Origin of the sequence: Nocardia sp. CA-136227 (assembly GCF_050955695.1) — a bacterium.
Classification (GTDB): domain Bacteria; phylum Actinomycetota; class Actinomycetes; order Mycobacteriales; family Mycobacteriaceae; genus Nocardia.
Genome location: NZ_CP192081.1, coordinates 5,724,498 through 5,744,488 on the forward strand (window position 1 = coordinate 5,724,498; position 19,991 = coordinate 5,744,488).

Below are 19,991 nucleotides of genomic sequence, written 5' to 3' on the forward strand. Positions count from 1 at the left end.
TAGTACCTAACTGCTGGTGGAGCAGGATTCGTCGGCCGGCGCCACCTGGTAGGCGGGCACGCGGGACGCGGGCCGGGAGGTCAAGCGCCGCACCATGACCGAGCGCACGTGCGCGGGCAGGGTCGGCGCGAACTTGCGCACGTAGGCGTCCGCCCATTCGGGGTCGTCGAGCAGGAACGGGAAGTCGGTGGTCATCATGGTGCGCACCACCAGCATCGGCATCGGCGCGTCCAGCGGCCGATACTCCTTGTTCCACAGGCCCGGTTGATCACAGCCCGGATAGAATTGCCCGAGCATCGATCCGCACTCCACGAATTTGGTCTTGAATTCCTCGTGGATCTCGTCGATCAAGGAATAGTCGGTCAAATTCGGGAATACCGTGATCAATCCGCGCAGCACCGACGCGGAACTACCGTTCCCCGTGGGCAGTTCCGGATACAGCTCCAGCGCGTCGCGGACGATCGCACGCAACCACATCGGCCGCGGTTCCGCCGCCGGCACCTGCGCCAGCCACAGCAGATCCCGCCGCATCGACGGCCGGACGTACGGGCAAACCGGCCCGTCACGGCCCAGTTCGTCACTGGGTTGGGTCAGAATGGAATCCGCCCAGGACCGGAACGCCGCCACCGTCGGCCGCGCGGCCGGGCAGGTTGATCCGATGTCCCCCAAAGGGACCCACTGCAGCCCCGAGCGGGGGCCTATAACACGCTCGCTCATGACTCACCTCGGCTGATCGAGCTTCGGCAGGAGAAGGCGCCGTTGCCCACATACTCAAATAGTGACCCGGTCATGGACCGTTAACACGAGTAGTGGGTTACCCAATTTATCTATGACACTCCGAATTTCAACCGTGGGGAAATAAAGAAAAGACCGGTCAGGTATTGACCGGTCTTTTCAGGGAACTGGGATCAGGCGCCGATGAGGCGCGCGGCCAGGTAGCCCTCCACCTGATCCAGGGCCACCCGCTCCTGGGCCATCGAGTCGCGTTCACGCACGGTGACGGCGTGATCCTCGAGTGTGTCGAAGTCGACAGTGATGCAGAACGGGGTGCCGATCTCGTCCTGACGACGGTAGCGGCGGCCGATGGCGCCGGCGTCGTCGAAGTCCACGTTCCAGTTCCGGCGCAGCTGCGCGGCCAGGTCCTTGGCCTTCGGCGACAGATCCGCGTTGCGCGACAACGGCAGTACGGCCGCCTTGACAGGAGCGAGCCGCGGATCCAGGCGCAGCGTGGTGCGATCCTCCACGCCACCCTTGGCGGTCGGCACCTGCTCCACGTGGTACGCGTCGACCAGGAACGCCATCAGCGAACGGGTCAGACCGGCCGCGGGCTCGATGACGAACGGGGTGTAGCGCTCACCGGTCTGCTGGTCGAAGTAGACCAGCTCCTTGCCCGAGTGCTCCGAGTGCGTCTTCAGGTCGAAGTCGGTGCGGTTGGCGACACCCTCGAGCTCGCCCCACTCGCTGCCCGCGAAGCGGAAGCGGTACTCGATGTCCACCGTGCGGGTGGAGTAGTGGGACAGCTTCTCCTTCGGGTGCTCGAACAGCCGCAGGTTCTCCGGGTCGATACCGAGGTCCGTGTACCAGGCCCTGCGGGTGTCGATCCAGTACTGGTGCCACTGCTCGTCCTCGCCCGGCTTGACGAAGAACTCCATCTCCATCTGCTCGAACTCGCGGGTGCGGAAGATGAAGTTGCCCGGGGTGATCTCGTTGCGGAACGACTTGCCGATCTGCGCGATGCCGAACGGCGGCTTCTTGCGCGCGGTGGTGGCGACATTGTCGTAGTTGACGAAGATGCCCTGCGCGGTCTCCGGGCGCAGGTAGTGCATGCCCTCTTCGGACTCGACCGGGCCCAGGTAGGTCTTCAGCATCATGTTGAAGTCCTTGGGCTCGGTCCACTGGCCGACCGTGCCGCAGTCCGGGCACACGATCTTGTCCATCGGGACCGCGTCCGGATCGTCGAGCTTGTTCTTCTCGGCGTACGCCTCCTGCAGGTGGTCCTGCCGGTGCCGCTTGTGGCAGTTGAGGCATTCGACCAGCGGGTCGTTGAACACCGCGACGTGACCCGAGGCCACCCACACCTGACGCGGCAGGATGATCGAGGAGTCCAGACCGACCACATCGTCGCGGCTGGTCACCATGGACCGCCACCACTGCCGCTTGATGTTCTCCTTGAGCTCCACGCCCAGCGGACCGTAATCCCAGGCCGACCTCGTTCCGCCGTAGATCTCACCGCTCGGGTACACGAGACCCCGACGCTTGGCGAGATTGGCGACGGTGTCCACCTTCGACTTGGGTGCCACTGAACAGTTCTCCATCCGTGTCCGGAAGATTGCAAAGGATTAGGTCCAGACTATCTGCCGCGAGCAACCGACTTTGCACCCACTGCCCCTACAAGCAGGGGATGCAGCCCTGATCACAACCGGCCATATTGGAACGAGGACACCGGTCGGCACGCGGATGTGCGCGATCCACAACAGCACAGGGGTGGGGCCATGCGAACGTACGGGAGCAAGTACACGGTGGCGCTCGCGATCGTGGCGGTGACACTGCTCGGCGGCGCCGTTCTGCTCAATCGTCTCCAGGCCCGCCCGGCGGACGATGCGAGTTCGACGATCGCCACGACCGCGCCCGTGGACCTGGGCCACCCGTTCGCCAACACCCCGACCGCCGCCTGGTCCGAAGGCGCGGCCGGAATCCAGCCGCCCGCCGCCGCGCCGGTCGGTCGCTACTCGGCCGCGACCGTGACCGCGGCCACCGATCGCGTCAAACAGCTGATCGTCACCGCCCGGCTGGATCAGCACGTGCTCGAAACCCAGGACGCCGAACCGGTGCTGGCCCTGCTGGCCACCCACCAGGTCGAGGACATCCGGCCGAAGCTGAAGTCCGGGAACGCGGCGGACACCTGGTGGCTGACCGAGAAGCTGGCGCCCGGGTATCGACTGCTGCCGGTCTCGCCGCGGGTCGAAGGGTCCATGACGGTGGGGCTGAACAGCAAGGGCGAGTTGGCGATTCGCACCGATTACTCGGTGGCGTACGCGTTCACGCCGCCGGACCGCACCGGGTACGGGGCATACGACATCGTCGCGATGGTGCGGCGGGTGGTCGAGTACGACTGGGTCGAGGACCCGACCTACGACGGCGGATCGCAGGGCATGTGGATCGGCGACGTCCAGGGCTTCGCGTATCCGGTCAACTGCTTCCTGGGAAAGAAGGGGTATCTGGCCCCCAACTACGGCAATCCGCCGTCGTTCGGCGGCGCACCCGACAAGCATCGGCCCGAGTACTACTTCGATCGGTCCACGCCGATGCCACAAGATGGCAACTGCTGAGGCGACGCGCCGACTTCATGTTTGACATGCGTACCCGTGCATATAAGAATGGCATCGGTTTCCAATAAGGAGTTGGTTCGATGACCACGGACAGCGGTGCGCCTCTGCGGCGCTCGCACGTCGCGACCGAGGCTCCGGCCGCGATCCCCCACGACGAGTATCCGTACCGGTCACCGCAGCCGCCGGTGGTGCCGTCGCGCACCATTCTCGACTCCGCCGGGGAACTGTTGCGCGCCCTCGCGGCGCCGGTGCGCATCGCCATCGTGCTGCAGCTGCGGGAGTCGCCGCGCTGTGTGCACGAGCTCGTCGATACCCTCGGAGTGACCCAGCCGCTGATCAGTCAGCACCTGCGGATCCTGAAATCCGCGGGGGTGGTGCGCGGTGAGCGCACCGGGCGCGAGGTCATCTACGAACTGGTCGACGAGCATCTCGCGCACATCGTCATCGACGCGGTCGCGCACGCAGAGGAAGGGTGACCCGTGGGAACAACCGAGAAGACGGTCGGGGTTCGCAGCACCCGCCAGCGCAGCGCCATCGCCGCTCTGCTGGCCGACATCGACGAATTCCGTTCCGCGCAGGAACTGCACGACGAACTCCGCAAACGCGGTGAGGGCATCGGCCTGACCACGGTCTACCGGACCCTGCAATCGCTGGCCGACGCCGGAATGGTCGACGTGCTGCGCACCGACACCGGCGAATCGGTGTACCGGCAGTGCTCGAGCGGACACCACCATCACCTGGTCTGCCGCCGCTGCGGCAGCACCGTCGAGGTGGAGGGCCCCACCGTGGAAGCGTGGGCCGACTCGATCGCCGCCGAGCACGGATTCACCGATATCAGCCACACCATGGAAATCTTCGGCACCTGCCGCGAATGCTGCGCCGCGAAGGGCTGACCAGCCGGAATCCCGCCTGGCCCACACAAATTCGCAACGGATGGGACAGGGCTGACATGGCATTGTCAGCTTGTTGAGAACGAATATTCGTTTTAATTTGGGCGCATGCCCAGAGTCAGCGATGCACACCTGGAACGCCGCAGACAACAGATTCTCGACGCCGCACAGACCTGCTTCGCCCGCAAAGGCCTGCACGCCACCACCATGCAGGACGTCTTCGCCGAATCCGGGCTCTCCGCCGGAGCGGTCTACCGCTACTTCAAATCCAAGAACGACATCATCGAGGCCCTCGCCACCGAAGCCACCGTCGACCTGCGCGCCGCTCTCTCCGAAGCCGTCTACAGCGACCCGCTACCCACGCCGCCCGCCCTGGTCCGGCTGATGAGCGAGGACATCGTCAGGCTCAGCGCCCCCGGCGGGCCCGTGCGCGTCATCCCCCAGGCCTGGGCGCTGGCGCTCACCGACGCCAATATCGCCGAATACGTGCGCACCAATATCCTCGGCTTCCGCCGCCTGTGGTTCGACTACGCCAATCGCATGCGCGACGCGGGCTGGTTCCCGCCGGACGCCGACACCGACGCCATCGCCAAGATCTTCCTGGGGCTGCTGCCCGGGATCATCCTGCAGCATCTCATTCTCGGCGACGCCGATCCCGACACCTTCGCACGCGGCATCACCGAGATCCTGCCCGGCTATCGCGACGCCGCCGGGGAACCCGAAACCGCCCGGGCCTGAACCGATCCCGGGCGGCGACCCCCGTCAGGGCAGCAGACCCTGGCGGGCGCGGCCCGCACCGGAGAGCGTCAACAGCAGCAGGGTGGCCAGCGGCTCGTCCTCCAGCCCGGCGGCCGGGAAGGTGTAGCGCAGGATCACATCCGCCAGCTTGTCGCGCGACACCACGGTCAGCGTGCCGAACTGGAGCGCGGCATTGCGCTCGGCGACCCGCTTGTGCAGCTGCGGCTTCACCGGACGGTCCCAGGCCAGAATGCACATGAGCGCCAGCACATCCAGGCCCGGCGACAGGTTCACCCCGCGCAGCGAGCACAGCGCGCCCTCGTATTCGAAACCGAGGGCGCCCTCCTCCTCGCGCACCTCCACGCCGTAGCGCAGCAGCAGCGCACGGGCGCGGTCCTGCAATACCTCCGAGGGAGTGAGCTGATCGGTCACTTCACACCTCCGAAACGGCGGTCACGCTTGGCGTACTCCAGGCAGGCCTCCCAGAGATTGCGGCGATCGAAATCGGGGAAAAGCGTTTCCTGGAACACGAATTCGGCGTACGCGGCCTGCCAGATCAGGAAGTTGGAGCTGCGCAGCTCACCCGACGGGCGCAGGAACAGGTCCACGTCTGGCATATCGGGCTCGTCCAGGTATTGGGCGACGGTGGCCTCGGTGACCTTCTCCGGATCCAGCTCCCCCGCGGCCACCCGGCGCGCGATTTCCCGTGCGGCGTCGGCGATCTCGGCGCGGCCGCCGTAGTTGACGCACATGGTCAGGGTCATCACCGTATTGTCCTTGGTGAGCTCCTGCGCGACTTCCAATTCCTTGATCACGCTGCGCCACAGGCGCGGCCGCCGCCCGGCCCACCGCACCCGCACACCCATCTCGTGCATCTCGTCGCGGCGGCGGCGGATCACATCGCGGTTGAAGCCCATCAGGAAGCGGACCTCGTCCGGGCTGCGCCGCCAGTTCTCGGTGGAGAACGCGTACGCCGACAGCCACTTCACGCCCATCTCGATGCAGCCCTCGACGGTGTCCATGAGCACCGCCTCGCCGCGCTCGTGTCCCGCGGTGCGCGGCAGCCCGCGCTCCTGCGCCCACCGCCCGTTCCCGTCCATCACCAGCGCCACATGCCTGGGCACGAACTCCGCGGGAATCGCCGGCGGCTTCGCCCCCGACGGATGCGGCGACGGCGGCCGCACAACACGCTGCTCAGTCGATGACTTCCGGTTCCCGATCACGCCCCCATCCTGCCCGACGCGCCACAGCGCCGGACGCCGCCCACTGGATTCACACCGGACCTCCACACCGCCGACACTCGTTGTCCGAATTCCGGCGCCGGACCAGCGGGTGTTCGACCGGTCAGCCGATGGCGGCTTCGGTGCGGTCGACGGCCTCGTGGGGGCGGGTGCGCTCGATGAGCGGGAGCGTGCGGAGCTGGCGTTCCAGATGCCATTGCAGGTGGGCGGCGATGAGGCCGCTGGCCTGGCGGCGCATGGCGTCGGAGACGGCGTCGACGCCGGACCAGTCGCCGCGATTGAGGGCGCTCATGTGGTCGAGGACGCCGAGCATCGGGGTGGCCGCGCCGGGCGGGCGGCAGTGCACGCAGACCGCGCCGCCGGCCGCCACGTGGAAGGCGCGGTGCGGGCCTGGGGTGGCGCAGCGGGCGCAGTCGTCGAGGGCGGGGGCCCAGCCCGCGAAACCCATGGCGCGCAACAGGAACGCGTCGAGGATCAGTTCGTGCGGGCGGTGGCCCAGGGCGATGGCGCGCAGGGCGCCCGCGGTGAGGGTGTGCAGACGGGCGGCGGGCGCGCCCTCCTCGCCCGCGAGGCGTTCGGCGGTTTCGAGGACCGCGCAGGCGGTGGTGTAGCGGCCGTAGTCGGCGACGATGTCGGCGGCGAAGGTCTCGACCGTGTGCACCTGGGTGACGGTGTCGAGATTGCGGCCGGGATGGAGCTGGATGTCGACGTAGGCGAATGGTTCCAGGCGGGCGCCGAACTTGGAGCGCGTGCGCCGCACACCCCGGGCTACCGCGCGCACCAGACCGTGCTGGCGGGTCAGGAGCGTGACGATACGGTCCGCCTCGCCCAGCTTGTGCTGGCGCAACACCACCGCATGATCCCGATACAACCGCACCGCAACAGTCTCGCACGCGGGACCGACCGGGCGGTGACGAGTCGCGGCGTGTATCGCGGCGGGGGGCGGTTAGAAGTTCGTTGGCCCGCGATTGGCGACTGAAACCAGGCTGAAACCCGCAAGGCAGAGCATTCGGACGCACCCATCGGAGGACTCCATGACGCGCCAGACTCCCGCCGCCGGATCCCGCTGGGCGGCCGTGCCGTCCGCGCCCCGATCGCTGCGCATCCCCGGGCGGGCGACCCGCATCTGTACCGCTGTCCGGCCCCGGAGGGGTGGGCCGGACAGCGGTACCCCCTCGGACGAGCAGCGTGGAGATCGGTAAGGCCGGGGACGGTCTTTCACAACGCCACCTGTTGGACGTGTGACCAAAGTCGCGCTATGTTACTCCCCGGTACAACGAGACGGGATTCACATGACATTGGCGGCGGTCGGCGAATTCGGGCTGGCGGAACTCGCGGCGGCTCTGGCGGCGGGCACGATCACATCGGTCGAGGCGACCACGGCCGTCCTGGATCGCATCGAGGCGAGCCAAGGGGCATTGAACGCCTTCCGGATCGTGCGCCGGGCCGAGGCCCTCGCCGAAGCCGCCGAGGCGGACCGCAAACTCGCCGCCGGACAACGGGACCCGCTGCTCGGGGTGCCGCTCGCCATCAAGGACGACACCGACCTGACCGGCACGCCAACGGCTTTCGGCTGCGGCGGCGACTTCCCGGCCGCGACCGAGGACGCCGAAGCGGTGCGCCGATTGCGGGCGGCGGGCGCGGTGATCGTCGGCAAGACCAATACCTGTGAGCTCGGCCAGCTGCCGTTCACCAGCGGAGACGCCTTCGGGCACACCACGAATCCGTGGAGCGCGGGCCACACCCCCGGCGGTTCGTCGGGTGGTTCCGCGGCGGCCGTCGCGGCCGGATTGGTGCCCGCCGCACTGGGTTCCGACGGCGCGGGCTCGGTCCGCATTCCCGCCGCCTGGAACAACCTGGTCGGCATCAAGCCCCAGCGCGGCCGCATCTCGACCTGGCCGCTGCCCGAAGCCTTCTACGGGCTCACCGTGAACGGCCCGCTCGCCCGCACCGTCGCCGACGCCGCGCTACTGCTCGACGCCGCCGCCGGACCGCATGCCGGCGACCTGCACACCCCGCCCGCGCTGCGCGCCTCCGACGCGGTCGGCCGGGATCCGGGCCGCCTGCGCATCGCGCTGTCGCTGCGCATTCCGTTCACCGCCACCAAGACCGCGCTCGATCGCGAGGTCGAGGCGCGGGTGCACGCCACCGCCGCGACCCTGCGCCGCCTCGGCCACCAGGTCACCGTCGCCGATGTGCACTACGGCGTGCTGATGGGCGCGACCTTCCTGCCGCGGTCCATGGTCGGCATCCGCGAGGCCCTCGACCGGCTGCCCGGCGCCCAGGTCGACCCGCGCACCCACCACAACGCCACCGTCGGCCGTCTGCTGTCCCCGCTGCTGTTCGCCGCCCGCGCGGCGGAACCGTTGCTGCGCAAGCAGACCGGCCGCATCTTCGACGACTTCGACCTGGTGCTGGCCCCCACCACCGCCACCCCGCCCCCGGGCGTCCGCGAGATCGACGGCATCGGCTCCTGGGCCACCGACGAACTCATCACCGCCGCCTGCCCCTACACCTGGCCGTGGAACGTGCTGGGCTGGCCGGCGGTGAACATCCCCTCCGGTTTCACCGCCGACGGGCTCCCGGTCGGCTCCCAGCTGATGGGTCCCGCCAACTCCGAGGAGCTGCTGGTTTCGGTTGCGGCCCAGCTGGAATCGGAACTCCAGTGGTACAAGGCCCGCCCGACGCCGTGGTGGCCGCAGTCCTAGAAACGCCGAATGGCACACCGGCGAGGGAAGATTCCCTCATCGGTGTGCCATTCGCAGGACGCGGGTCAGAAGCCGAGCTTGCCCAGCTGCTTCGGGTCGCGCTGCCAGTCCTTGGCCACCTTCACGTGCAGGTGCAGGTAGATGCGGGTGCCGAGGATGTGCTCGATCTGCTTGCGGGCGTTGGTGCCGACCTCCTTGAGGCGGGCGCCGCCCTTGCCGATGATGATGGCCTTCTGGCTCGGGCGCTCCACGTACAGCAGGGCGTGCACGTCGAGCATGCCCTCGGCGGAACGGCGGCCGTCGGTCTCGGTGTCGTCGTTCTCCTCGCGTTCGAGGACCTCCTCGATGACCACCGCGAGCGAGTGCGGGAGCTCGTCGCGCACGCCCTCCAGAGCGGCCTCGCGAATGAGCTCGGCCATCAGGACTTCCTCGGGCTCGTCGGTGAGCTCGCCGTCCGGGTAGAAGGCCGGACCCTCGGGCATCTGCGAGGCGATGACGTCGATGAGCACCTCGACCTGCTCGCCCTTGACCGCGGACACCGGAACCACCTCGGCCTCGGGACCCAGCAGCTGGGAGACCGCCATCAACTGGTGCGCGACCTGGTCGCGGCTCACCTTGTCGATCTTGGTGACCACGCCCAGCAGGGTGGTCTTGGGCGCCATGGTCTTGATCTGCTCGACGATCCAGCGGTCACCGGGACCGATCTTCTCGTCGGCCGGAATGCAGACCGCGATCACGTCGACTTCCGAATACGTATCGCGCACCAGGTCGTTGAGCCGCTGCCCGAGCAGGGTGCGCGGCCGGTGCAGACCGGGGGTGTCGACCAGGATCAGCTGCGCGTGGTCGCGGTGCACGATGCCGCGGATGGTGTGCCGGGTGGTCTGCGGCCGCGAGGAGGTGATGGCGATCTTCTGCCCCACCATGGCATTGGTCAGCGTGGACTTGCCGGTGTTCGGCCGTCCCACGAAACACACGAAGCCGGAACGGAATTCGCCCTTGCCGTCGCCCTTGCCGCTCATTCGAAGACCTCCGATTCGGTGTCCAGGTCGAAACCCGCCGGGACCTGGCGCGCGCCCGCGACATTGTCCTCGGGGCGTTGCGCCGCGATGGGGTTCTCCACCCCGTAGTGGTCGTCGGCGTCCAGCACATCGAACACCGCGCCCTTGACGTCGCTGAAAATGATTCGCGCCGTGGGCGATACCTCGCGCACCGCCGCGACACCGGGATCGGACAGCTTGCCCGCCACCACCACGGCCGCCTCGAAACCGGTCGCGCCACTGGAGATCGCGGCCGCGACGGCCGCCTGCAACGCGGTCAACGGGAGCGCGGTCAGCTCCACCGTCCCGGCCGCGTAGGTCCGGCCGTCGGTGTCGCGCACGGCCGCGCCGCCGCGGCCGCCGGTGCGGCCCATCGCACCGCGGGCGAGCACCCGCAGCTTGCCGTCCTCGGCGTCGAGCTCAATCATCGGCGTTCATCTCGGTCATCGGCCTCTCCATCGTCGTGTGCGCCGCCCGGTTCCTGTTCCGCCGGTTCGGTTCTCGTCTTCTCCTGGGCCCTGCGCACCACCACCGTGTGGATCCGCATGCGGCCGCGCGCGTCGGCCCCGCCCTCCCCCTTCAATTGCAGGCCCTGGACGACGGCTTTGGAGCCGGGCAGCGGGACGCGGCCCAGGGCGTGCGCGAGCAGGCCGCCGACGGTGTCGACGTCCTCCTCCTCGATCTCGATGTCGAACAGTTCGCCCAGGTCGTCGACGGGCAGCCGGGCCGAGACCCGGAACTTGCCGGCGCCGATCTGCTCGATCGGCGCGATCTCGTCCTTGTCGTACTCGTCGGCGATCTCGCCCACGATCTCCTCGAGAATGTCCTCGATGGTGACCAGGCCCGCGATGCCGCCGTACTCGTCGACCAGCACCGCCATATGGTTGCGGTGGCGCTGCATCTCGTCGAGCAGCGCGTCGAGGGGCTTGGAGTCGGGGATGAAGACGGCGTGCCGCATGACCTGGCGCACCTTCACCTTCCGGCTCCGATCCGCGTACGGGACAAGGTCTTTCAGGTAGACGACGCCGAGAACATCGTCGACGTTCTCCCCGATCACCGGAATCCGCGAATGGCCCGACCGCACCGCCAGCGACATGGCCTGCGCCGCGGTCTTGTCCGCCTCGATCCATACCATCTCGGTGCGCGGCACCATGACCTCGCGCGCCGGGGTGGAGTCGAGTTCGAACACCGACTGGATCATGCGCGCCTCGTCGGCGTCCACGACGCCGCGCTCGCCCGCCAGATCCACCACTTCGCGCAGTTCGATCTCGGAGGCGAAGGGGCCGTTGCGGAATCCCTTACCGGGGGTGATCGCATTACCGATCAGGATGAGCAGGCGGCTGATCGGGCCCAGCAGCGAGCCGATGGCCTGCAACGGCAGCGACGCGCCCAGTGCCAGCGAATAGGCGTGCTGACGGCCCAGCGTGCGCGGGCCGACACCGATCACCACATAGTCGACGAGCACCATGACCGCCGCGGTGATCAGCAGCGCGGGCGCCTCGCCCAGCCAGTCCAGCAGCACCGCCGCCAGCAACACCGTTGCCGTGATCTCGCACGTAAGGCGCAGCAGCACCATGAGATTCACATACCGCGGCCGATCCGCGATGATGCGCGCCAGCCGCGCCGCCCCGGTCCGCTCCGCGCGCACCAGATCCTCGACGCGCGCGGGCGAAATGGTGTTCAGCGCCGAATCCAGCGCCGCGAACACCCCGCCGGCCGGGACCAGGACGATCGCCAGCAGCAGCAGAACGAATGAATTCACGCCGGGCCCAGCGGATCACCGGTGGTGTCGGTGAATCCGGTCTTGCCCAGCAGCCGCTGGTCGCGCTCGGCCAGCTCGGCGCGGCGCATCTCCTGGCGCACGTTCTCGTACCAGCCCTCCAGCAGGGAGGCCTGCAACGCGAACATCTCCTTCTCCTCCTCCGGCTCGGCGTGGTCGTAGCCGAGGAGGTGCAGGACGCCGTGCACGGTCAGCAGCGCCAGCTCGTGATCCATGGAGTGCCCGGCCTTCTCGGCCTGCTGGGCCGCGAACTCCGGGCAGAGCACGATGTCACCGAGCATGGAGGGGCCGGGCTCGGCGGCATCGGGCCGCCCGCCCGGCTCCAGCTCGTCCATGGGGAACGACATGACGTCGGTCGGACCCGGTAGGTCCATCCAGCGCATGTGCAGATCCGCCATGGTGTCGAGATCGACCAGCACCATCGACAGCTCGGCCGCCGGATGGACGTCCATCTGAGCGATGACGAACCGCGCGACGCTGACCAGTTCTTCTTCGGATACCTCGATACCCGATTCGTTGGCGATCTCGATACTCACCCGATCAGCGTAGTGGTCGAGTTCAGTGCCGGTCTCCCCGGCTCGCGGCACGTCGCTGCGCCCGATTGCCCGGATAGTGCACCGCCGCCGGCGGTCGCGTGTCCGACTCGTAGCGGTCGTAGGCGTCCACGATCGCTCCGACCAGGCGGTGCCGGACCACATCGGCGCTGGTGAGCTCGGCGATGTGGATGTCGTCGATGCCGTGCAGGATCTCCGTGGCCGCGCGCAGACCCGACCGCGCGTTGTTCGGCAGGTCGACCTGGGTGATGTCACCGGTCACCACGATCTTGGAACCGAAGCCCAGCCGGGTGAGGAACATCTTCATCTGCTCGGCCGTCGTGTTCTGCGCCTCGTCCAGAATGATGAACGAGTCGTTGAGCGTGCGACCGCGCATGTAGGCCAGCGGCGCGACCTCGATGACCCCGGCCTGCATGAGCTTCGGGATCGCCTCGGGATCCATCATGTCGTGCAGGGCGTCGTAGAGCGGCCGTAGGTACGGGTCGATCTTCTCGTTGAGCGTGCCCGGCAGGAAGCCCAGCCGCTCGCCCGCCTCGACCGCAGGCCGGGTCAGGATGATGCGGTTGACCTGCTTGGTCTGCAACGCCTGCACGGCCTTGGCCATGGCGAGGTAGGTCTTGCCGGTACCGGCCGGGCCGACGCCGAAGACGATGGTGTGCGCGTCGATGGCGTCGACGTAGCGCTTCTGGTTCAGCGTCTTGGGCCGGATGGTCCTGCCACGCCGGGACAGGATGTCCAGGCTGAGCACCTCGGCCGGGGAGTCCGAGGAACCCTCGGTGAGCATGGAGTAGGTGTGCCGCACCGCTTCGGGCGTGACCACCCGATTGCGTGCGGTCAACGCGACCAGCTGGGCCACCACGCGCTCGGCCAGTGCCACATCGGCCGGTTTGCCGGTCAGGGTGACGGAGTTGCCGCGGACGTGGATGTCGGCATCGAGGAGGCGCTCGAGTTCACGCAGGTTCTCATCAGCCGAACCCAGGAATCCGAACACCGATTCCGGTGCCAATTCGATGCTCGAACGAACGGTCCGCCCCGCCGGTCCGGAACCGTCGACACCGCCGATGCGGGCAGTGGAAGTGCTCTGATCGCCGATTTCGCCTGGTGTTCTCAAAAGTGGCTATGGCCTGCTTTCCGGTCTCGAAGCCGTCGTCGTTGACAGAAGTTTACCGCCGCCCACCGACACCGCCCAGTGAATAAGCGGCTACCAGCAGGCATAACGCACCGCTGACACGCAACTGCCGCTGCGCCGAATCCATTCCGTGGCGAACCCGCCGGGATCGATGCGCCGGCACGCGGGGCGAGCGCTACCAGCGCGAGGTGAGAGCGCCCAGTGCGCCCAGGGCGACGGCCGCGGCGGTGGAGGTGCGCAGCACCGTGGGGCCGAGGAGCACGATGTCGGCTCCGGCCTCGGCGAGGGCCTTCAGCTCGGAGTCGTCCAGGCCGCCCTCGGGGCCGACGATGAGGATGATCTCGGGCACCCCGCCGAAAGACATTTCGGTCAAACGGGATTCACCGGACTCGTGCAGGGCGGCCACCAGCGCGCCCCGCGCCTTGGCCGAACGCACCAGTTCGAGCAGATCCTTGGTGCCGTGCAGCTCCGCCACATCCGGGATGTAGGCGCGCCGCGACTGGCGGGCGGCCTGCTTGGCGGCGGCGCGCCACTTCTCGACGCCCTTGCGGGCCTTGGACTCCCAGTTGGAGACACAGCGCAACGCCTGCCACGGGACGATGGCGTCGGCGCCCGCCTCGGTCATCAGCTCGACCGCCAGTTCCGAACGGTCGGACTTGGGCAGTGCCTGGACCACCGTCACCTGCGGGGTCCAGGGCGCGGCCGCGCGCTTGGACAGGACCTTCAGCTCGAGGCGATCCTTCTGGGCCGCAACCACTTCCGAATCGGCGAGGACCCCGTGCCCGTCGGACAGCGTGATCGGCTCCCCCACCCGGATGCGGCGCACCGTGGCGGCGTGGCGGCCCTCGGGGCCGTCCAGCACCGCGGTCGCACCCGGTTCGGGGATCTCGTCGAGGTAGAAGACGGTGGCGGCCAAGGGATCAGCGTCCGCTGAAGGAGGCGCGCAGCCGGGCGAACAGGCCCGAGTTGTGCTCGGACTGCGCCGACAGCACCTCGGTGTGCTCGTTGGCCCGCATGCCCTTGTACTTGCGCAGCAGGTCCGACTGCTTGGCGTCGAGCTTGGTCGGCACCACGATGTCGAGATGCGCGATCAGGTCGCCGCGAGAGTTGGCGCGCAGCTTGGGCATTCCGTGGCCGCGCAGCACCGACGCCTCGCCGGGCTGGGTGCCCGCCGGGATGGTCAGCTCGACCGGGCCGTCGAGGATGGTGTCGATGACGACCGTGGTGCCCAGCGCCGCGTCCACCATGGGAACCCGGATGGTGCAGTGCAGGTCGTCGCCGTCGCGCACGAAGGTGTCGTGCGGCTGCTCCACGATCTCCACGTACAGATCGCCGGCGGGACCGCCGCCCGGGCCGACCTCGCCCTGGGCCGCGAGACGCACCCGCATGCCGTTGGCCACACCGGCCGGGATCGGCGCGGCGATCTCGCGGCGCGAACGCACGCGGCCGTCGCCACCACACTTGCGGCAGGGGTCCGGAATCGTCTCGCCCGCGCCCCGGCAGGTGGGGCAGGGACGCGAGGTCATGACCTGGCCGAGGAAGGACCGCTGCACGGTCTGCACCTCGCCCGCGCCGCCACAGGTCTCACAGCGCACCGGCTTGGAGTTGCCGTTGGTGCCCGAACCCTGGCACAGGTCGCAGAGGATGGCGGTGTCGACGGTCAGGTGCTTGGTGACGCCGACCGCGCACTCCTGCAGCGAAAGCCGGGTCCGCAGCAGCGAATCCGCGCCCGGCTGGACGCGGCCGCGCGGCTTGCGGGTGCCGCCGGAGGCGTTCATGCCGCCGAAGAACGCCTCGAAGACGTCGCCGAGGCCGCCGAAGCCCGCGCCCGAGAAGCCGCCGCCCATGCCGCCGCCGGATTCCATCGGGTCGCCGCCGAGGTCGACGATGCGCCGCTTCTCCGGGTCCGACAGCACCTCGTAGGCCGTGGAGACCTCGCGGAACTTCTCCTGGGCCTCCGGCTCCGGATTCACGTCGGGATGCAGTTCGCGGGCCAGCTTCCGGTAGGCGCGCTTGATCTCCTGGTCGGTCGCACCCCGTGCGACTCCGAGCAGTGCGTAATAGTCCCGTGCCACGTGCGTCTCTAGTCCTGTTTCGTCTCGTGCTTGCTCACCGTTCGGCGAGCACCTCACCGATGTACCGGGCGACGGCCGCCACCGAGGCAATGGTCCCCGGATAGTCCATGCGGGTCGGCCCCAGCACCCCCATACCTCCGAGCACCGTACCGGTCAGCCCGTAACCGGTGGACACCACGGCCGTCCCGCGCATCTGCTCGACCTTGGTCTCCTCACCGATCTGCACCGTCACGGTACCCGGCTGCTGCGCCGCGGCCAGCAGCTTCAACACGATCACCTGCTCCTCGAGCGCCTCCAGAACGGTGCGCAGGGAACCGGGGAAACCGTTGCCGGGGAAGTCGGAGGCATTGCGGGTGAGGTTGGCGGTACCGCCCAGCACGAGGCGTTCCTCCGCGTGCTCGACGAGGGTCTCGACCAGCACGGTGGACACCCGGACCAGCACGTCGCGCAGCTTGCCCGGGGAGTGCTCGGGCAGTTCGGCCACCGCCGCGGAGGCCGCGGCCAGGCGCTTGCCCTCCATCGCCATGCCGAGCATGCCGCGCAGCGCGGCCAGATCCTCGTCGCTGATCAGGTTGCCCAGATCGACCAGGCGCTGATCGACCCGGCCGGTGTCGGTGATCACCACGAGCAGCAGTCGCGCCGGATTGAGCGCGACCACCTCGATGTGCCGCACGGTCGACGCCGACACCGTCGGGTACTGGACCATGGCGACCTGCCGGGTCAGCTGCGCGAGCAGCCGGACCCCGCGGCGCAGCACGTCGTCGAGATCGACGCCGCTCTCCAGGAATTCCATGATGGCCCGGCGTTCCGGGCCGGACAGCGGCTTCACCTCGGAGATGTGATCGACGAACTGCCGGTAGCCCTTGTCGGTCGGGATGCGGCCGGACGAGGTGTGCGGCTGGGCGATGTAGCCCTCGGCCTCGAGCACCGCCATGTCGTTGCGGACCGTCGCGCTGGACACGCCGAGATTGTGGCGCTCCACCAGGGTCTTGGACCCGATCGGCTCCTTGGTCGCGATGTAGTCCGCGACGATGGCCCGCAGGACCTCGAGCCGTCGCTGTTCAGTGCTCGACATGATGGCCCCACCTCCTCGCTCGCCTCGGGCACGCCTGGCGCGTCCCCGAGCCTTCCGCGGCGGGACACTCGGCGCCGGCCATACGGAATTCCCGGATTATCCACTCCAGGATAGTGGGCGTCGCGCAGCTCGCCGTATGACCGCCCGCACGCTCACCGCCCGGCGGCGGCCTCCACCATGGCCGCCACGTCGGCCGGGTGCGAGACCAGCCCGGCGTGCGAGGCGTCGATCGAGGAGACATGGGCGTTCATGCGCTTGGCCATATCCCATTGGGAGGCGGGCGGAATCACCCGGTCGGCGGTGGACACCAGGTACCAGCTCGGCGTCGAGGCCCACGACGGAGCGCCCGAGGCCTCGAGGTTGGCGGACAGGGCGAGCGAATGCTGGCGGGCGGCCATGTCGGCGGCGATCGCCGGATCGACGTCCTGGGCGAAGACCTCAGGGAAGCGGGCCGGGTCGATGTAGGCGTCCAGGTTCCTGCCCGCGATACCCTGCGCGTCGTCGACGGCCTTCAGCCGCAGCGCGAGGGTGAGCTGCGAGCCCGGGTACTGGATCGGATTCAGTTCCAGCAGTGCGGCTTCGCCCTGCACGGGCGCGAAAGCGGAGATGTAGATCAGGGATTCGACGTCGGGGTCGTGCACATTGCTGATCACGGTGCCGCCGTAGGAGTGCCCGACCAGCACGATCGGACCGGCGATGCCGTCGAGGGTGCGCTGGATCGCGGCCGCGTCGTACGCGGGACCACGCAGCGGGTTGTCCGGCGTCACGACGGGGTAGCCGTCCGCGCGCAGCCGCGCGGCGACGCCGTCCCAGCTGGAGGAGTCGGCGAAGGCGCCGTGCACCAGTACGACCGTCGGCAGGTCCGCGGCGGCGGCCGATCCGGCGGTGAGCGGGCTGGCGGCGAGCGCCAGGGCCGCGGCCGTGCCGAAGGCCGCACGCGCGACGCGTCGGGGACGGGCGCTGTTCGGGAGCTCGACGGGTCGCATCAGTGGCTTCACCATGAGATGTCCTCGGGCCGAAGGTGTCGATCCTGACCGGTGCTGCGCAATCTCCGGTGAACAATTTAGTCCCGACCAGGCGGTTTCACTCGCGGTTGGCCGAATCCGTCCGGCTCAGGTCAGCAGGGCGCGGACGACGCCGTCGGCGAGCAGGCGGCCGCGGTCGGTGAGGATCAGATGGTCGCCGGCCCGCTCGGCCAGACCGTCGGCGATCACGCGCTCGGCGGCGGCCCGGCCGTCCGCGTCGAGATCGGCCAGCGGCAGACCGGTGCGCAGCCGCACGGTCAGCATGACGCGCTCGGTGTAGCGCTCCTCGTCGGTGAGGGACTCCCAGCCCGCCGCGGGCAGCGCACCCGTGGTGACCCGATCCGCGTAGCGCGCAGGGTGTTTCACGTTCCACCAGCGGGTGCCGCCGACGTGGCTGTGCGCGCCCGGGCCCGCGCCGAGCCAGTCGCCGCCGTCCCAGTAGCCGAGGTTGTGGCGGCAGCGGCCCGCGTCGGAGGCGGCCCAGTTGGAGACCTCGTACCAGTGCAGGCCCGCCGCGGCCAGGCGGGTGTCGATGCGTTCGTAGCGGGCGGCCAGCACGTCGTCGTCGGGGGCGGGCAGTTCGCCGCGGCGGACGCGGCGGGCCAGCGCGGTGCCGTCCTCCACGATCAGCGAGTAGGCCGAGACGTGGTCGACGCCAGCGGACAGCACGGCGTCGAGGCTGGCGTCCAGATCGGCGTCGGATTCGCCGGGGGTGCCGTAGATGAGGTCCAGATTGACGTGGTCGAAGCCCGCCGCGCGGGCCTCCCGCGCGGCCGCCACCGCCCGGCCCGGCGTGTGGGTGCGGTCCAGGATCTTCAGCACGTGCTGGGCGGCCGACTGCATGCCCAGCGAGATCCGGGTGTACCCGGCCGCGCGCAGCCGCTCGAAGAACTCCGGCGAGGTGGATTCCGGATTGGACTCGGTGGTCACCTCCGCGCCGGGCGCGAGGGTGAAGTTGTCGCGGATCGCGTCGAGCACCCCGGCCAGGCCGTCACCGCCGAGCAGCGACGGCGTGCCGCCGCCCACGAACACCGTCTCGACCGCCGGCGTCGCGGAGGGCAGCGCGTCGAATTCCCGTGCCGCCGTGGCCAGCTCGCCGCGCAGCGCCTCGAACCAGGACTGCGGCGAGGACGAGGAGCCCAGCTCCCCCGCCGTGTAGGTGTTGAAGTCGCAGTATCCGCAGCGGGTGGCGCAGAACGGCACGTGGATGTAGATCCCGAACGGCCCGCCCCCGAAGTCGCGCAGCACGGGCGCGGCGGAGTCGTCCGCGGCGGCCGGGCCGGTGGTCTGTTCGGGAGCAGTCGAGGTCACCCGTTCAGTGTGACCGGTTGCCCGCATCACAGCGCACCCGGTGGCGGCCGGTCCGGCGGCGCTCCCGGGTCCGGGCGGGGCGGCCGCGTTCCCGCCGGGCGGCGCCGGGTGAATCCGGGTACATTCCAAGGGATTTCGGCGGGCCGGGTGCGAGCTGGTCCGGGTGCGGACGGGAACGAGCCGATGATCGAGGTGCCGCGGCACGAGATCGACGCCAAGTCGATCAGGGAAGTGGACGAGGGGTCGGTGGCCCCGGTGGTCTACCGGGCGCGGCGGCCGGTGCGGCCGGACGGGCCGAACTTCTCGCGGTCCATGGACGGCGTGCTGCTGGCCACCATGCTGCTGCCGGATCCGGCGGCGCTGCGGTCGCGGACCTGGTATTTCGCCCATTCGACCGAGCAGACGGTGACCCGCCGGTTCCGCGCGGACGGCATCGAATCCGGCTTCGACCGGCACGACAAGGTGGCGGGCTGGCGGGCGGCGTTCTGGTGGACGCTCATCGCCCGCGACGCCGAGGCCATGGCCGAGCTGGTCGACTATCCGATCGACCGGCTGCGCGAGTTCGGCGACGACGCCTTCGACGACTTCCAGTACGAGTGGGTGCGCCTGCTGCAGACCGCGTGGCGGTACGGGCCGAAGAGCGTCTACGAGGCGGCCTGGGCGCTGGACACCACCAGCCGCGTGGGCGCGCAGGGCGTCACCGACCTGCTGTTCCGCCCGGCCGTGGAGGTGTTCATCCGGCTGGCCGACGGCGATTCGGAGGGCTTCGACCGCGAGCTGACCCACGCGCTGCGGCGGCATCGGGCGTTCTTCGACAACGACGTGTGGCGCAACGATCCCGAAGGCGTGTTCTCGCTGCCGCTGCTGGGCCTGGCCTGCTGGGCCCGGGACCTGGGCTATCGGACGGCCGTCCGCTCGGAGTACCTACCGGCCGGATTCATCGATCGGCCGGATTGGATGTTCTCCCCGGAACTGGGTGACGAGCTGGCCCGCCTCGCCGCCGCGAAGGCCCGCCTGACCGAGGCCGACGCCGATCGCGCGTCCTAGACTCGTCCCGAATTACCGAGGCATTCACACCGAATCGTTCAGGTCAACCGTC

20 protein-coding genes and 1 pseudogene are annotated in these 19,991 nt (G+C 69.2%); 6 read left to right on the top strand and 15 right to left on the bottom strand.

All coding sequences use genetic code 11. The features are described 5' to 3' along the window. Positions 1 to 6: 6 nt before the first annotated feature. Positions 7 to 717, bottom strand: coding sequence for a DUF6875 domain-containing protein (locus tag ACQP06_RS26460; RefSeq protein ID WP_433667121.1), 711 nt, complete (start codon positions 715 to 717; stop codon positions 7 to 9). Positions 718 to 908: 191 nt separating this feature from the next. Further along, positions 909 to 2,300: a glycine--tRNA ligase gene (locus ACQP06_RS26465; RefSeq protein ID WP_433667122.1), complete on the bottom strand. Its 1,392-nt coding sequence runs from the start codon at positions 2,298 to 2,300 to the stop codon at positions 909 to 911. 192 nt (positions 2,301 to 2,492) lie between these two features. Between ACQP06_RS26465 and ACQP06_RS26470 the strand changes: the two genes are divergently transcribed. The 4 genes from ACQP06_RS26470 (at position 2,493) to ACQP06_RS26485 (ending at position 4,957) form a co-directional block, all read left to right on the top strand. Beyond that, positions 2,493 to 3,329, top strand: coding sequence for a hypothetical protein (locus ACQP06_RS26470; RefSeq protein WP_433667123.1), 837 nt, complete (start codon positions 2,493 to 2,495; stop codon positions 3,327 to 3,329). 80 nt (positions 3,330 to 3,409) lie between these two features. After that, the gene (locus ACQP06_RS26475) at positions 3,410 to 3,805 is read left to right on the top strand and encodes an ArsR/SmtB family transcription factor (protein ID WP_213560109.1); all 396 of its coding nucleotides are present in this window, start codon (positions 3,410 to 3,412) and stop codon (positions 3,803 to 3,805) included. 3 nt (positions 3,806 to 3,808) lie between these two features. Then, positions 3,809 to 4,222, top strand: coding sequence for a Fur family transcriptional regulator (locus ACQP06_RS26480; RefSeq protein ID WP_379094962.1), 414 nt, complete (start codon positions 3,809 to 3,811; stop codon positions 4,220 to 4,222). Between the two features lie 105 nt (positions 4,223 to 4,327). Continuing rightward, entirely contained in the window at positions 4,328 to 4,957 is a 630-nt protein-coding gene (locus ACQP06_RS26485) for a TetR/AcrR family transcriptional regulator (protein WP_433667124.1), read from the top strand. Positions 4,958 to 4,981: 24 nt separating this feature from the next. Here the strand turns inward: ACQP06_RS26485 and ACQP06_RS26490 are convergent, their stop codons facing one another. The 3 genes from ACQP06_RS26490 to recO all read right to left on the bottom strand — a co-directional run bounded on the left by ACQP06_RS26490 (position 4,982) and on the right by recO (position 7,075). Beyond that, on the bottom strand, positions 4,982 to 5,389 hold the full coding sequence (locus ACQP06_RS26490) for a hypothetical protein (protein WP_433667125.1): 408 nt from the start codon (positions 5,387 to 5,389) through the stop codon (positions 4,982 to 4,984). Further along, complete coding sequence (locus tag ACQP06_RS26495) at positions 5,386 to 6,180, bottom strand: isoprenyl transferase (protein ID WP_357278592.1); 795 nt, start codon at positions 6,178 to 6,180, stop codon at positions 5,386 to 5,388. Before ACQP06_RS26495 ends, ACQP06_RS26490 begins: the two co-directional genes overlap by 4 nt. Positions 6,181 to 6,301: 121 nt before the next feature. Continuing rightward, positions 6,302 to 7,075: a DNA repair protein RecO gene (gene recO / locus ACQP06_RS26500; protein ID WP_433667126.1), complete on the bottom strand. Its 774-nt coding sequence runs from the start codon at positions 7,073 to 7,075 to the stop codon at positions 6,302 to 6,304. A gap of 415 nt (positions 7,076 to 7,490) precedes the next feature. On the opposite strand from recO, the gene ACQP06_RS26505 reads away from it, so the two are divergent. Further along, positions 7,491 to 8,906, top strand: coding sequence for an amidase (locus ACQP06_RS26505; RefSeq protein ID WP_433667127.1), 1,416 nt, complete (start codon positions 7,491 to 7,493; stop codon positions 8,904 to 8,906). Between the two features lie 65 nt (positions 8,907 to 8,971). On the opposite strand, the gene era is transcribed toward ACQP06_RS26505, so the two are convergent. The 10 genes and pseudogenes from era to hemW all read right to left on the bottom strand — a co-directional run bounded on the left by era (position 8,972) and on the right by hemW (position 18,919). Continuing rightward, a complete protein-coding gene (era, locus tag ACQP06_RS26510) occupies positions 8,972 to 9,925 on the bottom strand; it encodes a GTPase Era (RefSeq protein ID WP_357086231.1) in 954 nt (317 codons plus the stop codon). Between the two features lie 128 nt (positions 9,926 to 10,053). After that, a pseudogene (locus ACQP06_RS26515) lies at positions 10,054 to 10,371 on the bottom strand (cytidine deaminase); the annotation flags it as partial. Next, a complete protein-coding gene (locus ACQP06_RS26520; RefSeq protein WP_433667128.1) occupies positions 10,368 to 11,705 on the bottom strand; it encodes a hemolysin family protein in 1,338 nt (445 codons plus the stop codon). The pseudogene ACQP06_RS26515 and the gene ACQP06_RS26520, both read right to left, overlap by 4 nt. Then, positions 11,702 to 12,259, bottom strand: a complete 558-nt coding sequence (gene ybeY / locus ACQP06_RS26525) for an rRNA maturation RNase YbeY (protein ID WP_354835462.1) — start codon at positions 12,257 to 12,259, stop codon at positions 11,702 to 11,704. The genes ACQP06_RS26520 and ybeY overlap by 4 nt, the downstream gene beginning before the upstream one ends. 22 nt (positions 12,260 to 12,281) lie before the next feature. Beyond that, positions 12,282 to 13,340: a PhoH family protein gene (locus tag ACQP06_RS26530; protein WP_357087308.1), complete on the bottom strand. Its 1,059-nt coding sequence runs from the start codon at positions 13,338 to 13,340 to the stop codon at positions 12,282 to 12,284. 241 nt (positions 13,341 to 13,581) lie between these two features. Next, a complete protein-coding gene (locus ACQP06_RS26535; RefSeq protein WP_433667129.1) occupies positions 13,582 to 14,322 on the bottom strand; it encodes a 16S rRNA (uracil(1498)-N(3))-methyltransferase in 741 nt (246 codons plus the stop codon). 4 nt (positions 14,323 to 14,326) lie between these two features. Further along, positions 14,327 to 15,481 (bottom strand): molecular chaperone DnaJ, encoded by a 1,155-nt coding sequence (gene dnaJ / locus ACQP06_RS26540; RefSeq protein ID WP_357086237.1) that lies wholly within the window; start codon positions 15,479 to 15,481, stop codon positions 14,327 to 14,329. A gap of 34 nt (positions 15,482 to 15,515) precedes the next feature. After that, entirely contained in the window at positions 15,516 to 16,556 is a 1,041-nt protein-coding gene (gene hrcA / locus ACQP06_RS26545; RefSeq protein ID WP_433667130.1) for a heat-inducible transcriptional repressor HrcA, read from the bottom strand. 152 nt (positions 16,557 to 16,708) lie between these two features. After that, complete coding sequence (locus ACQP06_RS26550) at positions 16,709 to 17,557, bottom strand: alpha/beta fold hydrolase (protein ID WP_433667131.1); 849 nt, start codon at positions 17,555 to 17,557, stop codon at positions 16,709 to 16,711. Positions 17,558 to 17,668: 111 nt separating this feature from the next. Next, positions 17,669 to 18,919 carry a radical SAM family heme chaperone HemW gene (gene hemW, locus ACQP06_RS26555; protein ID WP_433667132.1) on the bottom strand — a complete coding sequence of 417 codons (1,251 nt, stop codon included), beginning with the start codon at positions 18,917 to 18,919 and terminating at the stop codon, positions 17,669 to 17,671. Positions 18,920 to 19,075: 156 nt separating this feature from the next. Here hemW and ACQP06_RS26560 point away from each other — a divergent pair, with 156 nt between their 5' ends. Further along, positions 19,076 to 19,939, top strand: coding sequence for an immunity 49 family protein (locus ACQP06_RS26560; protein ID WP_387306821.1), 864 nt, complete (start codon positions 19,076 to 19,078; stop codon positions 19,937 to 19,939). Positions 19,940 to 19,991 lie beyond the last annotated feature (52 nt).